This window comes from Alicyclobacillus acidoterrestris, from assembly GCF_022674245.1.
GTDB lineage: Bacteria > Bacillota > Bacilli > Alicyclobacillales > Alicyclobacillaceae > Alicyclobacillus > Alicyclobacillus acidoterrestris.
Genome location: NZ_CP080467.1, coordinates 677,511 through 700,837, shown reverse-complemented (window position 1 = coordinate 700,837; position 23,327 = coordinate 677,511). Strand labels below are relative to the sequence as shown.

Genomic DNA, 23,327 nt, shown 5'->3' with positions numbered 1-23,327 from the left:
AAATAATCGCTTATCCAAGCACGGCGCTATTGTCGTGTTACACTCGCAAGTACTGCACGTGCCTCATCGACGGTCCTCGCGGCGCGCAACGTTCTCATGCTTTCTTCGTCCGCCAGCAGTCGCATTAAATCTGCCATGGCCTCCAGGTGCTGATGTTGATCCACGGCGCCGAAGGCGATGGCGATATCGACCGGATCGTTATCTGGATGCCCAAAAGGAATGGCTTCCTCTAGCGTGACAAGGCTCATACAAACCTGCTGCACGCCATCCTCTGGACGCGCGTGCAACAGCGCCACGCCTGGAACAATCACCATATATGGGCCGTTCTTTGCAATGGACTGTTTCATCGCATCCACGTAACGTTTCTCGGCCCCGCCGGTCTCAACGAGAAGTTCCCCGGCGAGATGGACCACTTCATCCCTGCTGTGCGCCAGACACTTGACCCGAATGGAGCCGGCGGTCAACAAGTCAATCATTCTGTACACCTTCTTTCCTGCTGTAAGGTCAATCGACTGTCCGCTTCCCTGAGCACCGCACAGCGTCCCGCCTAGATACGGAGCAATCCGCTGTAACATATTGTCGATCTCCACATCGACAGCGCCCGACTGCATTATCTGAAAGGATTGCTCAATGAGTTGGCGAATGGGCCTCCTCAACTTGGCGGTCTCCGCCACCGGCGCGTTCAACCCAGGCAGGCGCGCCAGCCATTCGGAAATGCGCTGCTTGTCGTGTGCAGGCAGCAGAGGATGGACGACGATGTGTGGTACCGGCGCGTTGTCCAGCGGCAAGCTAGAAATGATGACATCAGCCCCGAGTGTTTCTGCTTCTTGAACTCGGCTCACATCGACTGTGCCGACGACTTGCAGATTCTCGTTCGCCGCCTCGATTTGAGATTGAAGGATCTTTCCTGTGCCAATCCCTCCGGCGCAGACGACCAGAACACGAACTCGTCGCTCCATCGAGTGCGAATGGATTCGGCGCCGCTCGAGCGCAGCGCCAATATGCAAGGCAATAAACCCAATTTCCGCAGCGCTGACGGGCCTCCTGGACAAGTTTTCCAAATTTCGGCAAGCGATCACTGCCGCCTGGTACGCTAGGGTGTGTTGCGCTCTGATGTCCTCAATCAGATAGTTCTGCACTGGAATGTCATAAAAGAGACGATAGACCATCGGTTTGACGTGGAGGACGAGTCCTCGGAAGAGATCGGTATCCTCCATCAAAAACGTCCCGAGTGTCGAGTCGACGGTCAAGAGCATTTGTGTCACGATGTCTTCCACCAGGGGATTCGACAGCGCCGTGTGAAATGTCTCCTCATCCAGTTGCGTTTGTGAGAAGGCGCCAAGCAGATATAGGGCAATACAGGCGATTTCTTCATCCGAAAAGCTCACTGAAAACATCGTCGCCAGCACAGCCGCAACTTCTTTCGCATCGGCGTATTCTGCGGTGTCCATGACCTGCTTCATATGGGTTCGGGTAAGCGATACTGTCCAACCACGCTGGATGCGTCCGACCTGAATCGCGAGGAACAGAATCCATTCATCGCTCTTCTCTCGCAATGGGCACGGATTGCGGATTTCACAGAGACCACTTTGTAGCAGCGATAGAGTCTCTGAATCCGACAGCCGACTAAGCAAAAACGCATCCATCGCGGATATTTGCAAAGGGCGTTCGGGCCTATCCGAACTCGGTCGTTCCGGATGCCCCCACTCGCGGGCCAGTCGCAAAGCGCCGTACCTCCGCAACAGTTCCGGTCCCTCCACCCTCGCACCATAGTGCCTCTTGCGAAGCAATTGGAGACCAGTGCGCTCAAGCCATCCCTCTGCCCGATCCATGTCGCTGTAGATGGTTCGAGGGCTCGCCTCGAGCACATCTTCCAACTGTTTGACGAGAACTGGCTCGTTGGCAAACAGGAGAACGGAGAGAAGTTTGCACAGGCGCAAGTCTGCTGTACTTTGATCAACAGGGATGCTCTTTGCCGCACGCAAATCGTTCAGAATTTTTTGTTTTTTGTCAGGTGTACCTTCCAGCCAAACACCCGACCTACGCCGCACTAGATGAATTCCATGCGGCAGGACGGCCTGCTCAATTTCATCAAGGTCGTATCGGATACTTCTCGGCGTCAACTTATGGCGTTCAGCCAACTCCCCGGTTTTCACCGGCTGCGCTTGCTGCAGTAAGCGCACTAAAATTTGCATCGCTCGCGGCTTCAAATCCTTTAAATCCTTTACGTCCTGCGCCTGAATGGGATGCACCTCCTTTTGCATTCAGTTGCTGCAGTCGGTTTCTGCAGTCATTGTGGAAATCGGTTGCGGTTATCGAGATTTTTTGAAATCCCTTACATCGCGATGATATTACGGTTCACAAGAAACATCAACGACGAAAATCCGCAATTGGTTTCCGTATAGCGTATGACGCGAAACGGAAAATATCAGCTGATTATGGGGTGGGGGCGTGATCGAGGGGGGGTGCGGGCGAAGGCACGGGCGGCGGCGTGGTTCCGGCTCCGGCGGCGAATAGGGCAGTAAATCTACCTTATTTTCGAATATAACGTAGATTCCGTGTATTTAAGGCACGAAAAAGTCCTTATTTACTCAAAATCCGCCGGATAAAGGCGAAACCCCGAGCATTAGTGCAGATTTGATGTCTTATTGGTCCCAAGCGGCGCGCGAATGTCTTAATAAGACAGCCCCGTCTGGGCACGACACCTACGTTCCAAGTTCCAAGCACCGATCGCAGTGGCCTCGACACCTACGTTCCCAAGCACCTGCCACACTGGACTCGACGCCCCCCGGCGCATAGATTCCCCCCACAAAGCAACAGCACCAGTTCCCTGACGACTTGCAAGGGAGCTGGTTCCTCGAATGTGCGAGGGTGCCCTCAATAAAACTTTTTGCTGTCGTTGTACTCTTTCAATATCTCGACAGCCTCGCGGAAGCGAATGGAGTGGACCACTTCGCGTTCGCGCAGGAACTTCAGGCTATCTTGGATGTCCACGTCGTCTGTAATTTCAATCAGCCACTGGTACGTCGCGCGCGCTTTCTCCTCTGCGGCGATGTCTTCGTAGAGATCTGCAATCGGATCCCCCTTGGACTGGATATAGGCCGCGGTCCATGGAACGCCTGCGGCGTTGTGGTAAAACAGGGAGGGGCCGTGATCGACAAAGTGATCACCCAGACCCGCTTCGCGCATTTGTTCGGGGGTCGCATCCTTGGTCAGCTTGTATATCATCGTCGCAATCATCTCTAGGTGCGCGAATTCTTCCGTGCCAATATCGTTGAGCAGTCCAACGACCTTGTCCGGAATTGTGTAGCGTTGGTTCAAGTATCGAAGCGCTGCCGACAACTCGCCGTCGGCCCGCCGTATTGTTCAATCAAGTACTTTGCCAGGCGAGGATCACATTTGCTCACGCGCACAGGATACTGAAGCTTTTTCTCGTATTTCCACACAATGTTTCACCATCCGTCTCCGATAATAAGCGAGTATTCAGACCTGCCAGGGCCATGGGCCTCGGTTCCAAAGTTGTGAACTCGTAGTCGATCCGTAGTTCATCAGTGGACCAAATTGACCCTCGAACGCCTTCGCCATTGTGTCTCGCTGCGCCCGAAGTTCGTTGAATTGTTGAATCGCTTGATTGTCCTCTGGATGGGTGTCTAGATAGAGGTTCAGTTCGACTAGCGCGAAATCAATCGATTGCAATTGCTGCAAAGATTGATAATAGGCATCGTTCGCGATTGGATTCACCATTTCTTTGTCGCCTCCAACAAACCGTTGTACGGACTGTAGAGCGGCGCCCACAAGGTGCCATGCTTGAGCGCATCCGTTGAGGAAAACTGCTCTAATCCTGAAGGTTGAAAGGTGATGTACTGGTTAGGGGGTACGATGAACGCCTTTGGCAACGCAGGGCACGGTTGAAACGGACTTAGAAATGGCGCGGAAGCTATATAGATATTTATAGAAACTCATAAATAGATACATATATATAGATATATGAGGCAGTCTGTCCGCCGTCTGCGAAAAAACCTTAAGTCACGAAAACATCTAGACCAATGCGGGCAATATAGGTTACCATACCAATAGCCGTGCATATTGGCGGTTCGATGGCAATGTTGCTATATTCCCGCGATGTAAGGAAACGATGTCCACCCTCTTTTGTCTACTCACTCTATGAAACCCATTGCTATACGGAGGTTCAAATGAATTTCAAAAAACTCCTTGCAGCCAGTTCAGTCCCCATGTTGCTTACCGTCGCTGCGCCCGTCGCGGTTTACGCGCAAACCGAACCGACCATTTCCTATGGATCAGTCGGCTCAGCGGTGACGACACTACAAAAGGATTTAAAATCGCTCGGTTACTCTGTGGGGCCGATTGATGGCGACTTTGGACCGAAGACGTTAAGTGCGGTCAAGTCGTTTCAACAGGCGCACAAGCTGACGGTGGACGGCGTTGTTGGTCCGCAGACGTGGAGTGCGTTACAGTCTGCGACACATGGCGCCTCATTCACGAATGTCGATTTGCGCTACTCTGCACCAAGTGACATCAATACCAAAACTATCAACTCGTTTTTAAGTAAGAACGGTTCCCCCATGAATGGGCTGGGACAATCTTTCATGAATGCGCAAAGTACATATGGCGTGGATGCAAACTACCTTGTCTCGCATGCGATTCTCGAGAGTGCATGGGGGAAGAGCCAAATTGCGTTGGCGAAAAACAACTTGTTTGGCTACGGTGCTTATGATTCGAACCCCGGGGACGACGCAGGCATGTTCCCAAGCGACAGTTACGCCATTATGTTTCAGGCGTGGGAGGTCCGCAACAACTACCTCAATCCAGGATCCAGTGAGTACGTGACCCCGACGCTGACCGGTATGAATGTGCATTACGCGACGGATCCAAACTGGGCGTCGAGTATTGGCTCGCTCATGAATGAGTTGGCGAGCTCGGCAGGTGGAAATGTGAATCAGTATCAGCAGTACCCATCAACGGCTATCGTCTCCCAACCCAAGAGCAACGCCGAGCCCGTGTACTATGTGAACGGTGCCGCAGGCACCACGCAGCAGAACCCGTACTACGGGGGCGTTCCATATTTTTCAAGCCTCAGTGATGGCATGAGTGATATGTTCTTTGGGCCGTTGCAAAATGGGAGTTCCGGTTCTGGTGTGTCGAAGGTGCAACGTTACCTGAACCAACAAATTGGCGCGGGCCTGACCGTCGATGGCCAGTATGGACCTGCCACAGCGGCAGCCGTCAAGAAATTTGAGGCAAAGCACGGACTAAAGCAAGACGGCGTGTGGAGCTTCGCGATGTGGACCAAGTATATTTACACAGCCTCGACGCCAACCGTGCCTGCGGGGAGTAGTGTCGAGATCGACCAGATTGCACAAGGTATGGCTGGCGCCTACGTCGTACCCTGGTATCATATTGCGGGCGAGGGTTGGGTCGATTCCCAATACGTGAAACTGACAAATGTCTACCGTTTGACGGTTGCGAATCCAACCAGCACAAACACGTCCATTCCGGTCTACAGTTCCAGCGACAAATCTCAACAAATCGAGACGTTGCACTCCGGAGATTTTGTCGTCGCAAATAGCACGCAGGCCTCGAATGGTATGTATGAGATTCAGTTATCTGCACAAATGTCCGATGCTAGTGGACAAGCAGCAGGAACACCGATGACCGGGTACGTTTCAACCTCAACTGCAAAGATGACAGCCCAACACTAAATTGAAACCTATCTACGTTCGAGGAGGCAAGAGATTGAAGACAAATTACAAGTGGTTAGCAGCAGGTGTGACATTTGCACTCCTCATCACGACAGGGTGCGGCGCAGAGACGGCGAACCCGCCCGCGAAGTCAACTAGCGGGAGTTCGTCTGCAAACGCGGCAAATTCGACAAACGTCACCAATTCGACGAGCGACAATTCGACCGCTTCGTCGAACAACGGCACCGGGGCAAACGCTGGAAACAACACAACAAACGCAAACAGTTCCACTGAAAATAGCACATATGTCAGTTATACAAATAGTCGATACGGATTCGCGCTGCGCGTTCCAGAACAATTTGTCAAACAGGCGCCGCCCGCAGATGGGGATGGCCAAAGCTGGAATAGTCCGGACAATGCCATGCAAGTTCGCGCGTATGGCCAATATAACGTCAACAACGATACGGTGAAAAGCACATTAGCCTCCCTTACAACTGGAAAACAAGCGACCTACCAACAAACGAATCAAAATTGGGGTGTCGTATCTGGGACGGACGGGAATCAGATATTCTATGACAAAGTGTACGTCGGCGCCACGAGCGTCTACATCTTGACCATGGAGTATCCAGCGTCAGACAAGAGCCAATACGCTAGTGTGGTGACGAATATCGCAAACTCGTTCCAACCGGGCTCACTCAAGTAATCTCGTATCTTGCAGGTAACACTGGAATGCTTGCAATCCACGTATGGCGAACTGCATCTGGGGATTTATATGGGGGATTTTCCCCTTCCCAGATGCATGGCCATGCTGTGATAGCACTGGGTAACGACATGAACCGAACCCACGCTTGTATCCACGCGTCCCCTCATCCCGTTCCAATCAACCGCATGGAGTACACTCAAGGCGCTATCTTCCATCACTGCATTTCCGACGAATTCTCCCTAGCAGTCTTGCGCAATTATTATTTTAATCTATTATATAAATCATATTTTGCATTTTATTTCAAATTCTAAATGCTGAACCAATTCATTCACTCCGCCCCTATCATGTCTGAATCGTTAGCAAGAGAACTATCGACTGGTTCATAGGTGATAACCTAGAAAGGGGACATTTTCATGCGAGCATCCCAAGTATTAGCCGATAACTTCACAACATGGGGAGTAACCCATGTATTTGGAATTCCCGGGAAGTCTATTTCACCCTTGATGTTGGATATTGATAGCCAAGGGATTCAATTCGTGTTGTCGAGGCATGAATCCGGCGCGGGTTTCGCCGCCTCCGGTTACGCGATGTTCCGCGACACGATTGGCATCGCCATCGTCACCTCTGGTCCCGGCGGAACGAACGCCTTGACATCCGCTGCGCAAGCGAAAGCCTTTCATCTTCCTGTCCTGTTTATCACAGGGCAACCATCGGCCAGCGAATCAGGGAAGCCACTTGGTCAAGATTCGACCCAGTTCGGTACCGATTTGGTTGAAATGTTTCGTCCAGTGACGAAATTTAGCGCCCGGGTCGACAGACCCGACGTCCTTCATCTGTATCTGAAGCACGCGCTAGAAAAAGCTTTTACAGGTCCGTGCGGCCCTGTACACTTATGCCTGCCGTTTGATGTCCTCCTGGACGATATCGAACCATTCACCATCCCGCTTCCGCAAATTCCTAAAGTTGTGTCAGCCGATGTATCCAATGTTCTGCCGCTTTTCAATCGCGCAACTCGTCCGGTGTTGTTGCTCGGCAAAGGCGTTCACTCGGCCAAAGCCTACGAGGAAGTTCGGTTGCTCGCTGAGCACTGGGGCATTCCTGTCATCACGACGCCAGGCGGCAAGGGTGTATTCCCCTCCACGCATGAATTAGCACTTGGCAACTTTGGTCTCGGTGGAAGCGACGAGGCAGCAGACTATTTAAGGTCCGGAACAGATTTGATGATTGCCGTCGGAACGAAAATCAGTGACATGTCTCTCTCAGGGTTAACCGTCAAAGAGTATCCTCAACAAATTGTCCACTTCGATTATGATCCGACGTTTAGTGGAAAGGCTATCCCGGTTCCTACTGTCTTCGTCCCGGGGGATGCACGGTTAAATCTTGCCCGTTTGCTAGAGCTGGCGAATGCTACCCCAAAAACGCACAGCCCCCTCAAGGTGCATCGCGATGCGTCCATTCACGCATCCACTGACGACGATGGATTATCGGCCATCTCTGCGGTCAAGGCTTTGCGCCGCGCATTGCCACAGGACGCCATTTTATTTGGCGATGATGGAAGTCACACCTTTTACGCTATCCGTCACTATGATGTGTATGAGCCAGGGACGTTCATCTTCGATGACGTATTTGGCGCGATGGGACATCCAATCGGCTATTCGATTGGCGCGAAAATAGCCGCGCCAGAACGGACAATCGTTTGCTTGACAGGCGATGGCTGCCTGATGATGCACGGCACTGAACTATCGACAGCCGTCAATGAAGAGGCTGCGGTGATTTTTGTGGTATTTAACAACGGTCGATTGGATATGGTGGATAAAGGGATATCCCATCATACGGGTAGAACAGTGGGATCGATTTATCAACACCCACTGAATGCTGCGATGTTTGGAAAATCGATGGGTATGCAAACTTCGGTATGTCACAGTGAGTCAGATATTGAAACAGCAGTGCGGCAGGCCCTGGCGGCAAATGAGCCGACGCTTATCGAGGTCATGGTCAATCCGCATGAGATTCCACCAATCCTGAGCAGGTCGTTGACGATTCCGATATAACGTGCGTGCAAAAGTAACCTTTGCACTCGTGGGGAGCGCTATGCATGAAGTACCGTCAAACCAAATTGACTCAACCGCCTAACGAGAAGGGATTCGGTACAGAGAAGGACAAAACGCCTGTGTTTCGAAACCAACTTACTTCGTCTGAGATTTTACAGAAATTAAATTTTTATTCAGAAGTGCTGGACATTGTAAAGTTTTTCTCTCAAAAGTTAATTGGGTTGTTAAAAGGCGTACCGATTGTCGTCGCCTTTAGTGATGCGCAAGGGTATCTCCTGGAATTGTTTGGCGATCCGCTGGTACATCAAATGGTAGCGCAAAGCGGCATTAAGCGCGGTATCCAATTTATCGAGCAAGAATGCGGGCCAAACGTCGTCAGTCGGGCGCTGCAGGAAGATAGGCCAGTCAAGTTAATTGGAGACGATCACGCCTATGAAGCCTTACATGGCGTCGCGTGCTATGGCGCAGTCATACACAACATGGATAAATCCTTGCCAATTGGAACATTGTCTATCATGGCGCCAATTGGCGAGGCGCACGACTATTTTTTACCGTTACTCGTCACGGCGGTTGACTCTATCGAACGGCAACTGTTGCTCGCCCATAACAACCGGACGCTAGACGTGCTCAACCGCATGATACTCGAATCTACGCCAAACGCCGTGGTCATTGTTAATGAAAAGGGAATCGTTCGGGAGTGCAACAACCTGTTTGAAGCGTACCTTGGAATACGCAGTGAGGATATCATTGGCCGTCCAGCTGCGACAATCCCGTATGTCGGTGAATACTTGGACCGAAGTGTACGGGGTCAGACACGCTATCAAGATGTCGAGTTGAACATCCCGAAGCCCGAGGAATCCGCTGCGAGGATATGCTTATTTGACTGCTACCCCATACTGGACACCAGCAAGTGCCCATCCGGCGCATTGGGCCAGCTCAAAGACATCACCGAACGCAGCCGTACAGAGCAACTGTTGATACAAGCCGAAAAGATGTCCGTCGCTGGACAACTCGGTGCTGCATTTGCGCACGAAGTCCGGAATCCATTGATGGTGCTCAAAGGCTTCTTTCAGTTGATATCGGAAGAATATTCGGTGAAAAGCGATTACGTCAATATCATGATGGATGAGTTTCGAGGCATTGAGGAAATCGTTCAGGAATTTTTGAGCGTCTCGCGCCCCCGTGGGTCTACGTATCGAAAATGCGATATTGGATGCGTGCTGACATCGACAGTCTCTCTCATCTCCCCCATGACGCGCATGAAGGGGATTACCATCTCCACCGATATTGCGAAAGATGACCTGTTTGTCTTGGGAGACGAACACAATATTAAACAGATTATCATCAACCTACTGAACAACGCGATGGATGCAATGGAGCACCCAGGTTCCATTTATGTCTCGGCAAAGCTCAATGACACAAAGACGAATGTTCAGATTGAAATACAAGATGAGGGAGCCGGGATTGATCCCAACATATTCAGCAAACTGGGAACACCATTCTACACAACGAAGGAAAAGGGAACAGGATTAGGCCTTACCGTATGCTCCATTTTAATTGAGCAACACAACGGGACGATACACTTTCGGAACAGAAACGAGGGCGGTACATCCGTCATCCTGGAATTTCCCGCATTTCAATCAAAGGCAACTGAATCAAACCGCGACGATGACAAAGTGAGTTGACCAGATACCCTTATGACGGTCCGACCATGTCTACCCAGTTCGAATCTCCTGTTGCCTTTGTCGCGGCAGATTTGTCCTGCAATGTCGTTTCCACATGATACTTCGGGCGTTTTTTGGTCTCCTTGTATATCTTTGCAATATATTCTCCAATCAGTCCCAAACACATCAGTTGAATACCGCCAATGACCCAAATCGATAACATCAGCGAAGTCCACCCCGTCACCGCATGCCCCAGTAGGTCGCGTACGAGTGCATAGCAGCCGACGACAATTGAGACGAGGAACACAAGCAGCCCAACCACCGTGATCAACCGAATCGGCGTCACGCTCAATGAAGTGATCCCGTCAAACGCAAACGACAACATTTTCTTGAAGGGGTATTTTGATACGCCGGCGAATCGCGGGGATCGATTGTAATACACCTTTGTCGCCGGAAATCCAATCATCGGAATAATGCCCCGCAAGAAAAGATTCCGTTCCTCATATCGGGCCAGTTCCTCAAGTACCCGCCTGCTTAACAACCGACAATCCGCGTGGTTATACACGACGTTCGCGCCCAATTTCCGCATCAGGCGATAGAATGTTTGAGCCGTCACCCGTTTAAACCAAGTGTCGTTGGCACGATTGTCGCGTACGCCGTAAACGACGTCGTATCCCGCGAGGTACTGGTAAATCATCTCCGGGATGGCCAACACGTCATCCTGAAGATCCGCATCAATGGAAATCACCGCATCTGCATACGCTTTGGCATGCATCAAACCCGCAAATAGGGCATTCTGATGCCCAGCATTTCGAGCAAGCTTCAGCCCTTTCACGAGCGCATTGGATTGAAAATACCGTTCAATCAGCGCCCAAGTCTGATCTTGACTCCCATCATCGACCAGCAGTATGGCACTGCTTGCCCCAATGGACTGCTCCTCCACGAGGCGATTGATTACGGCAGAGAGTCGAGCGACCGTCTCGGGCAGAACCGCTTCCTCGTTGTAGCACGGCACGACGATATACAGAATCGGCAAATGGTCACGCGTGTTGCTCATAAGGCCCCATCCCTTCCATCACGTGTTGGAGATACTGCCAAATTTCCGCTTGTACCGTGGTGTCACGCAGCGCAAAATCAATCGTCGCCTTGACAAAACCAGCAACTTCACCGACATCATAGCGCTGTCCCCTAAGCTCATAAGCGAACATACGACGCTTCTTGTTCAGCTCAGCCAATGCATCAGTCAATTGAATCTCACCGCCTGTACCTGGCTTTTGAACAGAGAGAATCTGAAAAATGTCCGGGGTCAGTACATACCGACCAATGATCGCCAAATTGGACGGCGCCTCATCTGGCGTGGGTTTTTCAACCAAGTCCCCAACTGTGTGTAACCCATCCACGCTGTCGATAGGCGCTACGACGCCATAACGAGCAACGTCGCGCATTTCCACCCGTTGTACTGCGATGACACTGCTGGACGTTTGTTCATAGACGTCTAGCATCTGTTTGAGATACGGCTCTGACTGCACCACGATATCGTCACCCAACAACACGGCAAACGGCTCGTTCCCAATAAACGACTGCGCACACCAGACGGCGTGCCCAAGTCCTAGTGGTTCTTGCTGGCGGATGTAATGGATATTGGCCATGTGATTGATGGACTTCACCTGTTCAAGCAACTGCAATTTCCCTTTATGTTCAAGGGTGACTTCCAGCTCAAACGCACTGTCGAAGTGATCTTCTATCGCGCGTTTTCCCCGTCCAGTGACGATGAGGATATCGTCAATTCCAGAAGCAACAGCCTCTTCCACAATGTACTGGATGGTTGGTTTATTCAAAATCGGGAGCATTTCCTTTGGCAGTGCCTTTGTCGCGGGCAAAAACCGCGTGCCCAAGCCTGCCGCGGGAATAATCGCTTTGCGAATCCGCTGTTTCATGTCCATCCTCCGTTTGCTGTCAGTCATCTTTTCGGAAGCGCGATGCCCTAGGGGCAGATGGTCGGTCTGCGCCCACCAGCGCAACCGACCCAACGCCCATACCGCAATCAGGATTTCGAATGCGTTAGGTCATAGACCGTCACGCCACCCACCTTCGTAGATGTAAAGTGACTCTCCACCCACTTCGTGATCGCTGCACTAGGGCTAGAACTGCCACCCATTGCGCCACCTGGGAAACCACCCGCCGTCGGGGCGCCAGAAGCCCCTTTACCGCCGAAGAAAGCTGGCATTTCGCCGTTCTCCGCGCCACGCTTCAAACTGCCATCGCCCGCGCCACCAAACGGTTTAGAGCCCGCCAAGAATCCCCTACCAAAGCCCATTCCACCGGCGATGAAATAATGAATCTTCCCTTCACTCACATAGCGTTTAAATTGAGCTAAGGTCGGTGTTGGGTCGCTGCCAGCAAACCCGCCAATCGCCATGATGGGATCCCCCGTCGCTAACTGATAAGGCGCAGCCGAGTTCGCACCGATGGTCGCAGCTACCCAGGTATAGTGTGTGGCATTCTGCTCAAGCAGGCGGATGATTGCCTGATTCGGTGTCGCATCGCCAGGCCCACCAAAGCCACCCGTCAATCGAACATCGCCAAGCCCATTGGCACCGCGTAGGCTACTTCCGCTTTTCCAATGATCCGATCCGGTGGTTTTCGATGTCCCTGAGGACTGCATGCCTGACTCGAATCCAGGCATCATCCGACGATTCCCAAATCCTCCGCCACCAAACGCTGCACCAGCTACAGTAGGTCCAGCCGTCGGGGTGGAACCTGTGTGCGGCGTCGTCACGGTTTGCAGCATGTAGGCAAAAGGTCCGACAAGCCCCGCCACCACAGCGATAATGCCTGTCAGTGCGGTGATGCGCTGGCCCATCTTGTAGATACACAGGATACCAATCACCGCAATTGCACCAACCACGAGCACGACAACGCGCAACCACGGCAGCCATGTGGGTGTCCGGTCAAGTAGGACAAACGACCAAACCGCCGTAGCTGCCATCGCTACTGCCAGACCCAACCGGGCGACAAGTTCGTTTCGGCTGCGCCAGAGAACATCGCTTCCGATACCGACGAGCGCACCAATGGCCGGCGCCAGCGCGACAGTGTAATATTGGTGAATAATCCCTTTCCCGAAACTAAATGCGAGTCCTGTGACGATAAGCGTCGCAGCCCACATCAACAGCGCTGGCACCGCGTCCTCCGAACGCCAGGCGCGACGCACAAGCCACAAGGCCACGAAGAAAAGAATCAAAGCAGCAGGGATAAGCCACGAGATTTGACCACCCATATCGGCGTGAAACAACCTGGCGATGCCAGTGCTTCCACTGAACATGCCGCCACCATGACCGCCGCGGCCCCCGCCCATACTGGACTCATTGCCAGTCAGCCGGCCAAAGCCGTTGTACCCAAAAATGAGATTGAGTAGGCTGTTGTCCTGAGAACTCCCGATATATGGGCGCTTATCGGCTGGTGTAAGCTGGACGATGGCGACCCACCAACCTGCCGATACGACCACCACGATGGCGCTCGAAACCAGCTGCAGAAGTCGACGGCGAACGGACACAGGCGCAAACAGCAGATAAACCACCACAAAGCCCGGAATGACCAAGAACGCCGCGAGCATTTTCGTCAAAAATCCCAAACCAATCAAACACGAGGCCAGAATGAGCCACTTGGTTTTACCCGCTTCCAGTGCACGCGTCATCGCATAGGCGCTCGCCGTGAGTAAGAGCACAAGGAGCGCATCTGGGTTGTTAAACCGGAACATCAGCGCCGCAACGGGCGTTGTCGCGAGTACGGCACCAGCGATCAGCGCGGCGCCAGGGCTGAACCAGCGGCGAACCGTGAGATACAAAACCCACACGCAAGCCACGCCTTCCAGCGCTTCCGGAACCAGGATGCTCCATGAATTGAGGCCGAAGATACGCGCCGAGAGATCCATCACCCACAAGGAAAACGGAGGCTTGTCCACGGTGATGAAATTTGACGCGTCGAAGGATCCAAAAAAGAACGCCTTCCAACTCTTCGTCGCCGCCTGTACAGCCGCGCTATAAAATGAGTTAGACCAACCAGAAGCGCTCAGTCCCCATATGTACGCAACGGCCGTCAATACCAACAGAGCCACAAGTGCGGGCCTAACCCACGGGGCATCCTCCTGCCTGCCACTCAGGAGCTTGGGCAAACGTTGGCGACCTGTCTCTGGTATATACGATGCATCCATCTCAACCATTTCCTTTCTACGAAACGCAGACGAACTGCTTCTCTCATTTATCGCTGTGCGTGAAAACACCCAACGTTTGCTGCCGATAAAATTGATGGCAAACGTAACGAGCGTCGCGAACAATTTACTGACCACGTCAGGGCACGCGAATCGCCGCATCACGAATAGGACGAACACCGAGACAAGATACGAGCTGACATTTATCGCGACGAATCGACCGACCTGCTTCCAACCGATGCTGCCTTGTTCCTTAAATGTCACGATGCGATTCCAAACGTAGCTGTTCATCAACCCAACCGCGTAGGATACCGTCTGCGCAGCGATGATATCCCAATGGCCGACATGCGTGAGGAGAATAAAAATTGCAAAATCCACTGCGGTATTCAGTGTGCCAACCAGTCCAAAACGGACGGTCTCCCCAAACGTACGCGTGGCCGGTATCATGTTCACCCCTCCATCAGCTTGCTGACAGGAGCATATGGAAGCTATATGAACTGAATATGAACTCGCGACACAAAAAAAGGACGCTGCTCCGCAGCGCCCTACGCATTCTGTTTCGTTGGCAAGATGACGGTGAACGTCGTCCCACGACCGACGTCACTTTCTAGCTGAATATGCCCTTGATGCAAGTCCACTATGCGCTTCACAATCGACAGCCCTAGCCCACTGCCGCCTTCAGCGCGACTGCGCGCCTTGTCCACCTTGTAAAATCGTTGGAACACCTTCTGTTGCTCCGACTTTGGGATGCCAATGCCAGTGTCCTCGACTTGCACCTTCACATTCGTCTCATCGGACGTAATGCGCACCATCAGACGTCCACCAAACGGTGTATACCGAATGCTGTTGACCAATAAGTTCATCCAAACTTGTTCCAACAAGTCTTGATCAGCCGTGAGCACCGTTTTCGGCAGTTCCAATTCAATATGGAGGTCCTTTTCCGACCACTGAGGTTCCGTGATGAGAATCGTGCGCCGGATTTGCTCATCCAAGCGATACGATTTCATCTTGATAGGGTGGTGATCAGACTCCAACGACGCCAATTTCAGCAGATTCTCGCTCATCCGCGAAATGCGTTCACTTTCCACTTCAATGGCCTCCAAGTACCTATCCCGCTCATGCTCTGGAATAATTCCTTCGCGCAAGGCCTTGGAAAACCCACGTATGGACGTCAATGGTGACTGAATTTCGTGCGATACGTTGGACACAAAATCTTGCCGCATCGTTTCCATTTGCTTGAGTTCCTGCGTCATCGCGGTAAAGCTCTCAGCCAGGACCCCAATCTCATCGCTTCGGTTAAATCGGATAGCCACATCAAAATCTCCTTTGGCCACCCGCCGAGTCGCAGCTGTAATCATTTGAATCGGTCGTATCAAATACCGGGACGCAACCAATATCAATAAACTTCCCACCACCAAAACAATCAACAACACAGTGACGAGAAACCGTGGGAATCCGGCTCTCGGCGGTGGCGGCGGAAGTCTCGGCGACACGAACATGGCATATTGCGTCTGACCAATTGAAAACGGTATCCCAACGCCCACAAAGGTATGATGTGGCATCGGCGTGTGATATGCACCATCAAACAATTCGACCGTGTTCCCCGCAAGTACTTGTTGCACCAACGGCACCGGGGTTTCCAAATTCGGATTGACCCCATACGCTCGACCGTTCATGATGCTCGAAGCGCCATTGTAGACCTCGATGTCGTACCCCTGCATACTGGCCACCACGTGAGCGTAATTCGCAAAATCGTGCAAGGAGTGGTGCTTGTACTCCACAATTGCCTGGTTGGCAGTTTTGATGATATCTGTTCGCATTTGCGACTGCGATTGCTTGGTATATAGATGAGACGTCACAAAAAACGCCACACTAATAGAGATGAGGACGATAGCAAGAAAGGTAAATACCGTTCGCAAATAGAGCGTCTTCAACATCACACCACCTCAAGGCGATACCCCAAACCACGAATCGTGGCAATTTTAAATGTGACGCCTAACTCGGCCATGCGGTTGCGTAGTCGTTTCACGTGCACATCGACGGTGCGCTCGTCACCTTGATAATCCACACCCCAAATTTCCTCAATTAACTGACCACGCGTAAAAATTTGCCCAGGATAGCTGGCCAATTTGAACAACACGTCAAACTCCTTGGGGGGTAAGACGACAGATTGTTGTCCCATGTGCACCTGGTAAGTCCGCCTGTCAATCGTCACATCGTCAATTTGAATCACATGTGAGCTATTGATTTGATACCGCCGCAGCAACGCTTTTATCCGAAAGATCAACTCTCGCGGTTCAAATGGCTTGACCAAATAATCGTCAGACCCCAATTCGAAACCCTTGATTCGCTGCTGAGGCTCCCCTTTGGCCGTAACCATGATAATCGGGATGTCGTATACCGATTTTACATTCTCACAGAATTCCCATCCATCCATGTTCGGCATCATGATATCCAGCACCACTAAATCCACTTGAAGTTTCTCCAAGCAACTGAGCGCCTCAAGGCCATCTGCGGCCTCTACCAGTTCAAACCCTTCTCGCCGAATATACAAACCAATTAAGTCCCGAATGTAGGGATCATCATCCACCACTAGAATGCGTACCAAAGGTACCCCCTCCTCTATGGATGAATATCAATCCATTATGAACTGAATATGAAGTGGCGTGTAGACGGTCATCTGCGCTTTGACGATCACTTTCCACGATACACTCACCGCACAAACAGACCACACCACACAGATACGCGCACGTTCGTCACACGCGTCCATAAAACAAACGCGGCACAGTTCCCCCGTGGAGGAACCGTGCCGCATTCATGTCTACGCACATCTATAGCCGCGATACATCACAGGCGAGATGGCCGCGCGTATGCTACCGAAATCTAGATAATCACGCGGGTACGTCACCCGATTATCTGGAAGCTGTTACCGTCGTACCCGCCGCAATCAGCTACGCGCTGTTAGTCAGTCGAGCATGAACGCCGCTGTATCATCGTATATTTGACGCTCTGCTGGATTGCTAGACTCCTCTGCGTCGAGCAATAATTTCGATCCGTCATAGTACGCATGCGACACCCGATTGGATCCGAAGCCATCCGAGCGCAGGAAGTTCAGCTGCGTCTCATAGAGCGACTGCGTGAGACTGTCGAGCGCGGTCAACTCGATTTCACCGCCCATGCCATGGCGCGTCGCAATTTGCTCGGCATTGCGAATACGCGTCACATCCGCGTCGGCGCCTTCCTCAATGTAGTTCGGTTGCAACCACGCTGCGTCCATACCGAGGGTTTGCCAATCCGCGGTGCCATTGGCGCCGTAAAACGGAATCCAGAAGATCGGCAGCCCGTTGCTGTGCGCCACGTTGGATGCTGCCTGGAACATCGCCTCGTCGCCAGGGAGGCCCGGGTTCAACTGCTCGTGATCCCAATATAGCCCCACCAGTTGCAAGTTCTGATAATTCGCTGCCTGCCACTTGCCAAGCAGCGTCGAAACATACCACTTCATGGCCGTAGTCCGCGCCGCCACCGCGTCTTCATCCGTCGAAGTCCCGTAAAAACTCAACTCCTGCCCATCGACGTTGCCAAAATCCGCGACGCCGTACGGGAAGTAGGGAATCGACAAGACCACTTTTTCCTTATATCCCGGCCGATTCAGCGACTGATTGGTCAGGCCGACCGCTTGGTTCAACGCGTCTAGCTCTTGCCCCGCTTGAAACAAATCATCAATATAGCCTGTCCAACCCGCCACCGTGTTCGGGACGTTGGAATACGGCGAGAACAACATCGTGTCAAACAGCGGGGAGACCGCCTGTCCCGCCGGATTGATGTACTCCAGCATCGGCACAAAGTCGCCAGCCGACCACGTGCCCAACTGGCCGTGGCTGCCCGTCGGGACGAGGAGCATGTTGGCGATGCCGTGATCGTTAATCGAATCCGGCGACATAACCGTGGACGGTGACGCAGTCGACGGCGCCACGACAGGGTAGGTCGGCGTCTCGCCAGTTTCCGTCGTACTGCCGGTGATGTCCAACCCCCGCGCAAACACAAACAATTCCACAGGGAACGCGATACGGATTTCCGTCGTTTCGACACCGGCGCTGCTATCAAACTGGAACACCTGCGTCGTCTTGTTCGTATCGCTCTCCGGAATCGACGAATTCACGGTCGTCAGCGCGATCCACTGGCCATTCTCGTACGCCTGGAACTGCACGTCACTCGGGTAATAGATGCCCGCTCCAGCGTCCTGTTCCAGGGTGATTTGCACGTGCTGCACATCGACCGGATTCGCGAACTGAACGGTGACCTGCCGGCCGCCTTGATGACAGTAACCTGTCCAGTGGACAGGATCTGTCAGCGGATACTGTTGATACTTTTGTTCATCCCTCTGAAAGGTCGAGTCAGCAAGCCCCGTGATGCTCGTCGAAATGGTTGCGAGGCTAGTCAAGTCTTCCGCCGGTGTCTCTGTCTCTATCGTATCCGCGTACGCGTGCGGGGCGGAAAAGACGCTCCCCACACAACCTAGCATCAAAGTCGTGGCAAGCCACGCAATGTATCTCCTTTTCATGACATCCTCCTGCGAAACCCGGTCAGGGGCAATCAGCGTCCGGAATCAGGCAGATTCGTCAGCGCCTTGTCATGAACCAGGCTGAAAGGAATTCGCAATGTGCGTGACCACACTGCTATACTGATTGGCCGCCGAAGCCGGGTACTCAATTTGCAACTCATAAATATTCGAGCCGACATAGACTTTGTCGTAAAAGATGTTTTGTCCATCCGTGCCGGACACGACACCCCAGTTGGACTGCGCGTCTTGGTACGTCGCCTGTTTGCCCGTCGCGAGCGAGGCCAACTCGCTCTTGACCGTGTCATGGTTGACGTTGTATTGGCCAAACGCTTTAACCGTCATCTCGGTATCGGAACTGGTCCAAGACTGTCCGTCGCCATCCTGCGGCAGTGCTTCCTGGTTAAACGCGGACGGAATCTGCAGTGAAAATCCATATCGGCTGTTGGTATAGTTCACGTATGTCAAGTTGGAGGTCCCGCTATCGGCCGTCGTAGGCGTTGTGGTATTGTCCTCGGCCGACGTGTTATTGGCTTCCCCCGCCCCGGTGCTGTTCGTCGTCTGCGTGGTGTTGTTCTGCGCCGTGTTCGAACTCGTCGCGTTATCTGTCGATGCCGGACTCGTGGCTTGTGTCCCACACCCTGTGGTCACCAAAAATCCGAGCGCCAGTCCTGCCGCCAACCACTTCTTGTTCGTCTTCAAACCCCTTGCCCCCTTATCTCCTGATGTGGCAATACCGCGCCACCTTTACGGGTGTACACAAATCTATTGTTGTGCCGTCAGTTTGGCATCCGCCGTCGAGACGTAGCCCGTAAGCGGCGTACCCGGTGCTTGTCCATCACTCGTGTCAGACGACTGAACTGCGATCTGAATTTGATAGACGCCGCCCGTTGCCGTTGGCGTCTGCGCCACCACGAAGTCACCAGCGTGCAGTGTGGCGATTTCATCCGTCATGTCACTCGAACCATAAACCGGAATGGACGAGTTCGTGCTCGTCGGATTCGCCACAGTCAACCGGTACACATTGGTGAGCTTCACATCCTGCGCGTCGACCCAACCCTCGCCCGCGATATGGTACCACGGCACCACATAGGCGCCGGCCATGCCTTGTGCCACCTGATCGATCACGACACCCTGCCCCACCGACACCGTCGGCGCTGGCCCGGTGTAGATGTACTTGTTCCACATGGCAAAGCTCCAGACACCGTTTTGGCTGAGGCCCATCTTCTTCTCAAACTTCTTGACCGCCGCCTGCGTCCCGGCGCCGAACTGGCCGTCGACCGTCAACCCGGCCCCTATCTGTTGATTCAAGTAGCGCTGGATTTCATCGACGCCCTCGCCGGAACTGCCGCTTTTCAACGGCCCGAAGAACATGTCCGAAATCCCGGCACTGACACTAGGGTAGTAAGGAACGCCCCCATAGTACGCATTGCTCTGCGCCGTCCCACTCGCGTTGTTCAGGTAGTACACAGGCTCCGTGTCACTTTGCGCCTGCGGTACAGCTGAACTGGAAGGGTACTGCTGATATTGATTGACGCTGCCACCCGCTGACCCGGCCAGTTCATTCATCAGACTGCCGATGCTCGAGGCCCAGTTGGGATCGGTTGCGTAGTGCACATTCATGCCCTTCAACGTCGGCGAGACGTATTCGCTGCTGCCCGGATTCAAGTAATTGTTGCGAACTTCCCAAGCTTGAAATTGAATCGCATACGCGTCACTCGGGAACATGCCAGCGTCATCGCCTGGATTCGAGTCGTACGCGCCATAGCCGAAGAGGTTATTTTTCGCCTGAGCGATCTGGCTCTTGCCCCACGCACTTTCCAAAATCGCGTGCGCAACCAGATAGTTCGCATCCACGCCGTATGTATTCTGCGCGGTGATAAACGATTGCCCGAGCCCCGTCATGGGGGATTGGTTGCTTTGCAGGAACTTATCAATGCTACTATCCGTAATGTCGCTCGGTGCGGAATACCGCAAATCTACATTCGTAAACGACTTTCCTTGTGTCTTTGAGAGAATTGCCGACCACGTAGCGGGTCCGACCACACCGTCGGCCTCTAGGTTATGGGCTGTCTGAAACGATTTGACGGCGGCCAACGTACTGGGGCCAAACTCACCGTCAATCGAGCCGACAGAATAGCCCAGCGCCTTCAAGTCCTGCTGAAGCGTCTTCACCGCTGATCCGGTTGACCCCACTTGTAAAGTAGGCTCCACCGCCTGCGCGTGTGCAACCACAGGCACCGCGACAGACAACACCATCGGCATCGCGCCGACAGCTAGCAAACGTCCGAATTTCATGAGTAACCTCCATATGGCTTTTGGGGATGAACGGCGTTTGGAGCGCGCGAACAACCGAGGCTGGATACGATTACTATACACCCCAGTAGCATAGAATGGTTACATTGATTTTCCATTAAAAAATGACTAAGTTTCGTATGATAGATTTGGATGGGGGTGGCGGTGGGGCGGGTGGGCGCAGGGCCGGCGGCGGGATCGGCCGGGTGGTGGCGCGGTGGTGGGCGGCGGGCGCAGGGCCCCCGGCTCGGCGGCCCCGGCCGCATAAGGTAACTTTTCTGCTCTATTTGTGACATTTCGCCACTGTAGCCGCAGATAAGGTAGGAAATCTGCTCTATTCGCGCGGATTTACTCAAAACCCTGCCCGAAAAAGCCAAATAAGGCATTTTTCATGCCCTATTCGCTGCAAAAATGGCCCGGGTGTCTTAATAAGACACCCGGGCCACCGCCGACCGACCAAATCAATTCGCGCTTGACGTGCTTACAGTGCTCGTGCTACTCGACGTACTGGCACTACCCGAACTACTCGAGCTACCTGCACTAGCCGAAGTGCCCGACTGTGCCGATGCACTACCGCGCTTTCCATGGTGAAATGCGTGGCCCTGTTGCGGTGCACCCGTGCGCTCCACCAGTTTCGTGATCATGGTATCGGCGTTGCTCAGGATTTTTTGTTCCTCAGATGACGTCAACTTGCCGGCCGAAACCGCCTTGTCTAACTGTGTCTTCTCAGCCGACTCAATGTCGGACACGAGCGTCGATTCGTCAATGCCCTTGCTTTGTGCGATTTGTGCGAGCGACTGCCCCGCTTTTAAGTCGGATTGCAACGTGCTCGTATCCACGCCGAGGATGCTCGCGATGTCACTCAGCGGTGCGAATGCTCCCTTGTTAGAGCCTGCGCCTTGGAATGAGCCCTTCGCAAATCCACCTGTATGTTCAACCATCTGTTGAATGCGCGACTGTGCATTCGTCAGCAGTTTCTGTTCCTGTGCGGAGGTGAGTTTCCCAGCCGAAACCGCCTTGTCTAACTGCGCTTTCTCAGCCGACTCAATATCGGAAATCAGCGTCGATTCATCGATGCCCTTGCTCTGTGCGATTTGCGCGAGCGACTGCCCGGCTTTCAAATCAGACTGCAGCGTGGTCTTGTCAATGCCAAGGATGCTTGCGATATCCACGCCCCAGAAGCCTGCACCCTTCGCATGATGGCCTTGTCCACTGGTTGTACTTGCCGTACTTGTCGAGGTAGACGACGTCGAAGACGATGTCGTACCCGTCGTATTGGTGGTTGCCGCATATGCCGTAACGGTTCCAAGGGCTGTTAACGTCATCACAGAACTTGCAATCATCGCTTTCAACTTCATACCAATTTCCTCCTTGATGCACATGGTGTTGCTTACATTGCGAAGCATAGACAGCCTCGCTTGAAATTCCCTTGAAATGCAGATTGAATTTTCATTGAAAATCACCCTGCGTCGAAACCTACCTACCTAGAAACCTACCCTACCTATGTAAGATAGCGTTGCATGCGGCGAACGATGTCCATCTTCTCATCGGCGCTAAGTTGCGGGAGCACCGCGCACAAGTTTCCTAGAATCGACTCAATTTGTTGACCTTCGTAGATTCGGCCTTCAATGCTGCCATCATCCAGCAGCCCCTTCACCCACAAATACCACTGACCATTGGCCCAAACGATACCCGCCGTATCCGAGTGGCGCCAGACTTCGTGGCCCTCATCGATAATCTCTTGCAGTGTCAAGTCAAAGTGATTGGTGCTCGTCGCAAGATGTTCAGGTTTACCATAGCAGTATGCAACCATCCACTGATCCATTGCGGTTGCCTCTTCCATAAACCAGATGCCTCCTTGCTTGAGTTTCATCGGGCTGGAACACGGCCTACACGTCATAGATTACGCGTCAAACGTTAAGATTCCATTGAAAAACGACAAGAATCTCGTGACGACCGTCAAGTATCATCACCAAGAAGCGATTCCACAGAAAAGCAAACGGCGCAACTCGGCAGTCTCTGGGAAACAGAACTGTCGGCTGCGCCACCTGCAAAACTTGTGAAACATCCTCTGTGGTAAACCAACCGGATTAGAGGAGAATCCCCTCTATACTATACTTACGTTGAAAATACGCCAAATCCGGGGGCCG

At 52.8% G+C, this 23,327-nt stretch carries 17 protein-coding genes and 1 pseudogene; 4 read left to right on the top strand and 14 right to left on the bottom strand.

The annotated features are described in order from the left end of the window. Positions 1-26: 26 nt before the first annotated feature. The 4 genes and pseudogenes from K1I37_RS03265 to K1I37_RS03250 all read right to left on the bottom strand — a co-directional run bounded on the left by K1I37_RS03265 (position 27) and on the right by K1I37_RS03250 (position 3,896). Complete coding sequence (locus tag K1I37_RS03265) at positions 27-2,264, bottom strand: BglG family transcription antiterminator (RefSeq protein WP_021298463.1); 2,238 nt, start codon at positions 2,262-2,264, stop codon at positions 27-29. Positions 2,265-2,877: 613 nt separating this feature from the next. Continuing rightward, a pseudogene (locus tag K1I37_RS03260) lies at positions 2,878-3,446 on the bottom strand (manganese catalase family protein). A 37-nt stretch (positions 3,447-3,483) separates the two neighbouring features. Beyond that, the gene (locus K1I37_RS03255; RefSeq protein ID WP_021298461.1) at positions 3,484-3,744 is read right to left on the bottom strand and encodes a spore coat protein CotJB; all 261 of its coding nucleotides are present in this window, start codon (positions 3,742-3,744) and stop codon (positions 3,484-3,486) included. Beyond that, entirely contained in the window at positions 3,738-3,896 is a 159-nt protein-coding gene (locus K1I37_RS03250; RefSeq protein ID WP_236018367.1) for a spore coat associated protein CotJA, read from the bottom strand. Before K1I37_RS03250 ends, K1I37_RS03255 begins: the two co-directional genes overlap by 7 nt. A 297-nt stretch (positions 3,897-4,193) precedes the next feature. On the opposite strand from K1I37_RS03250, the gene K1I37_RS03245 reads away from it, so the two are divergent. The 4 genes from K1I37_RS03245 (at position 4,194) to K1I37_RS03230 (ending at position 10,138) form a co-directional block, all read left to right on the top strand. Then, positions 4,194-5,720, top strand: a complete 1,527-nt coding sequence (locus K1I37_RS03245; protein WP_021298460.1) for a peptidoglycan-binding protein — start codon at positions 4,194-4,196, stop codon at positions 5,718-5,720. 34 nt (positions 5,721-5,754) lie between these two features. Then, positions 5,755-6,402 (top strand): hypothetical protein, encoded by a 648-nt coding sequence (locus K1I37_RS03240; protein ID WP_021298459.1) that lies wholly within the window; start codon positions 5,755-5,757, stop codon positions 6,400-6,402. 413 nt (positions 6,403-6,815) lie between these two features. After that, positions 6,816-8,453 (top strand): thiamine pyrophosphate-binding protein, encoded by a 1,638-nt coding sequence (locus tag K1I37_RS03235; RefSeq protein WP_031219277.1) that lies wholly within the window; start codon positions 6,816-6,818, stop codon positions 8,451-8,453. Positions 8,454-8,497: 44 nt separating this feature from the next. Further along, a complete protein-coding gene (locus tag K1I37_RS03230; protein ID WP_021298457.1) occupies positions 8,498-10,138 on the top strand; it encodes an ATP-binding protein in 1,641 nt (546 codons plus the stop codon). A gap of 10 nt (positions 10,139-10,148) precedes the next feature. Here the strand turns inward: K1I37_RS03230 and K1I37_RS03225 are convergent, their stop codons facing one another. The 10 genes from K1I37_RS03225 to K1I37_RS03180 form a co-directional block, all read right to left on the bottom strand. Next, positions 10,149-11,174 (bottom strand): glycosyltransferase family 2 protein, encoded by a 1,026-nt coding sequence (locus tag K1I37_RS03225; protein WP_021298456.1) that lies wholly within the window; start codon positions 11,172-11,174, stop codon positions 10,149-10,151. After that, positions 11,158-12,054: a UTP--glucose-1-phosphate uridylyltransferase GalU gene (gene galU / locus K1I37_RS03220; RefSeq protein WP_021298455.1), complete on the bottom strand. Its 897-nt coding sequence runs from the start codon at positions 12,052-12,054 to the stop codon at positions 11,158-11,160. The genes K1I37_RS03225 and galU overlap by 17 nt, the downstream gene beginning before the upstream one ends. A gap of 107 nt (positions 12,055-12,161) precedes the next feature. Continuing rightward, positions 12,162-14,771, bottom strand: coding sequence for a glycosyltransferase family 39 protein (locus K1I37_RS03215; protein WP_021298454.1), 2,610 nt, complete (start codon positions 14,769-14,771; stop codon positions 12,162-12,164). A 98-nt stretch (positions 14,772-14,869) separates the two neighbouring features. Next, a complete protein-coding gene (locus K1I37_RS03210) occupies positions 14,870-16,258 on the bottom strand; it encodes a sensor histidine kinase (protein ID WP_161624391.1) in 1,389 nt (462 codons plus the stop codon). A 2-nt stretch (positions 16,259-16,260) separates the two neighbouring features. Continuing rightward, positions 16,261-16,932 (bottom strand): response regulator transcription factor, encoded by a 672-nt coding sequence (locus K1I37_RS03205; protein ID WP_021298452.1) that lies wholly within the window; start codon positions 16,930-16,932, stop codon positions 16,261-16,263. A gap of 357 nt (positions 16,933-17,289) precedes the next feature. Beyond that, entirely contained in the window at positions 17,290-18,885 is a 1,596-nt protein-coding gene (locus K1I37_RS03200; protein WP_021298451.1) for a DUF4855 domain-containing protein, read from the bottom strand. A 69-nt stretch (positions 18,886-18,954) separates the two neighbouring features. Then, complete coding sequence (locus K1I37_RS03195; RefSeq protein ID WP_021298450.1) at positions 18,955-19,584, bottom strand: hypothetical protein; 630 nt, start codon at positions 19,582-19,584, stop codon at positions 18,955-18,957. A 63-nt stretch (positions 19,585-19,647) separates the two neighbouring features. Then, positions 19,648-21,180 carry a peptidoglycan-binding protein gene (locus K1I37_RS03190; protein ID WP_021298449.1) on the bottom strand — a complete coding sequence of 511 codons (1,533 nt, stop codon included), beginning with the start codon at positions 21,178-21,180 and terminating at the stop codon, positions 19,648-19,650. A 458-nt stretch (positions 21,181-21,638) separates the two neighbouring features. Further along, complete coding sequence (locus K1I37_RS03185; RefSeq protein ID WP_021298448.1) at positions 21,639-22,535, bottom strand: SPFH domain-containing protein; 897 nt, start codon at positions 22,533-22,535, stop codon at positions 21,639-21,641. 143 nt (positions 22,536-22,678) lie between these two features. After that, positions 22,679-23,020, bottom strand: a complete 342-nt coding sequence (locus tag K1I37_RS03180; protein WP_021298447.1) for a hypothetical protein — start codon at positions 23,018-23,020, stop codon at positions 22,679-22,681. Positions 23,021-23,327: the final 307 nt, after the last annotated feature.

Bases quoted from the DNA above. Each gene is read 5' to 3' on its own strand.
- K1I37_RS03265 (WP_021298463.1), bottom strand. From the start codon at position 2,264: ATGCAAAAGGAGGTGCATCCCATTCAGGCGCAGGACGTAAAGGATTTA.
- K1I37_RS03255 (WP_021298461.1), bottom strand. From the start codon at position 3,744: ATGGTGAATCCAATCGCGAACGATGCCTATTATCAATCTTTGCAGCAA.
- K1I37_RS03245 (WP_021298460.1), top strand. From the start codon at position 4,194: ATGAATTTCAAAAAACTCCTTGCAGCCAGTTCAGTCCCCATGTTGCTT.
- K1I37_RS03235 (WP_031219277.1), top strand. From the start codon at position 6,816: ATGCGAGCATCCCAAGTATTAGCCGATAACTTCACAACATGGGGAGTA.
- K1I37_RS03230 (WP_021298457.1), top strand. From the start codon at position 8,498: ATGAAGTACCGTCAAACCAAATTGACTCAACCGCCTAACGAGAAGGGA.
- K1I37_RS03225 (WP_021298456.1), bottom strand. From the start codon at position 11,174: ATGAGCAACACGCGTGACCATTTGCCGATTCTGTATATCGTCGTGCCG.
- galU (WP_021298455.1), bottom strand. From the start codon at position 12,054: ATGAAACAGCGGATTCGCAAAGCGATTATTCCCGCGGCAGGCTTGGGC.
- K1I37_RS03215 (WP_021298454.1), bottom strand. From the start codon at position 14,771: ATGATACCGGCCACGCGTACGTTTGGGGAGACCGTCCGTTTTGGACTG.
- K1I37_RS03200 (WP_021298451.1), bottom strand. From the start codon at position 18,885: ATGAAAAGGAGATACATTGCGTGGCTTGCCACGACTTTGATGCTAGGT.
- K1I37_RS03190 (WP_021298449.1), bottom strand. From the start codon at position 21,180: ATGAAATTCGGACGTTTGCTAGCTGTCGGCGCGATGCCGATGGTGTTG.
- K1I37_RS03185 (WP_021298448.1), bottom strand. From the start codon at position 22,535: ATGAAGTTGAAAGCGATGATTGCAAGTTCTGTGATGACGTTAACAGCC.
- K1I37_RS03180 (WP_021298447.1), bottom strand. From the start codon at position 23,020: ATGGAAGAGGCAACCGCAATGGATCAGTGGATGGTTGCATACTGCTAT.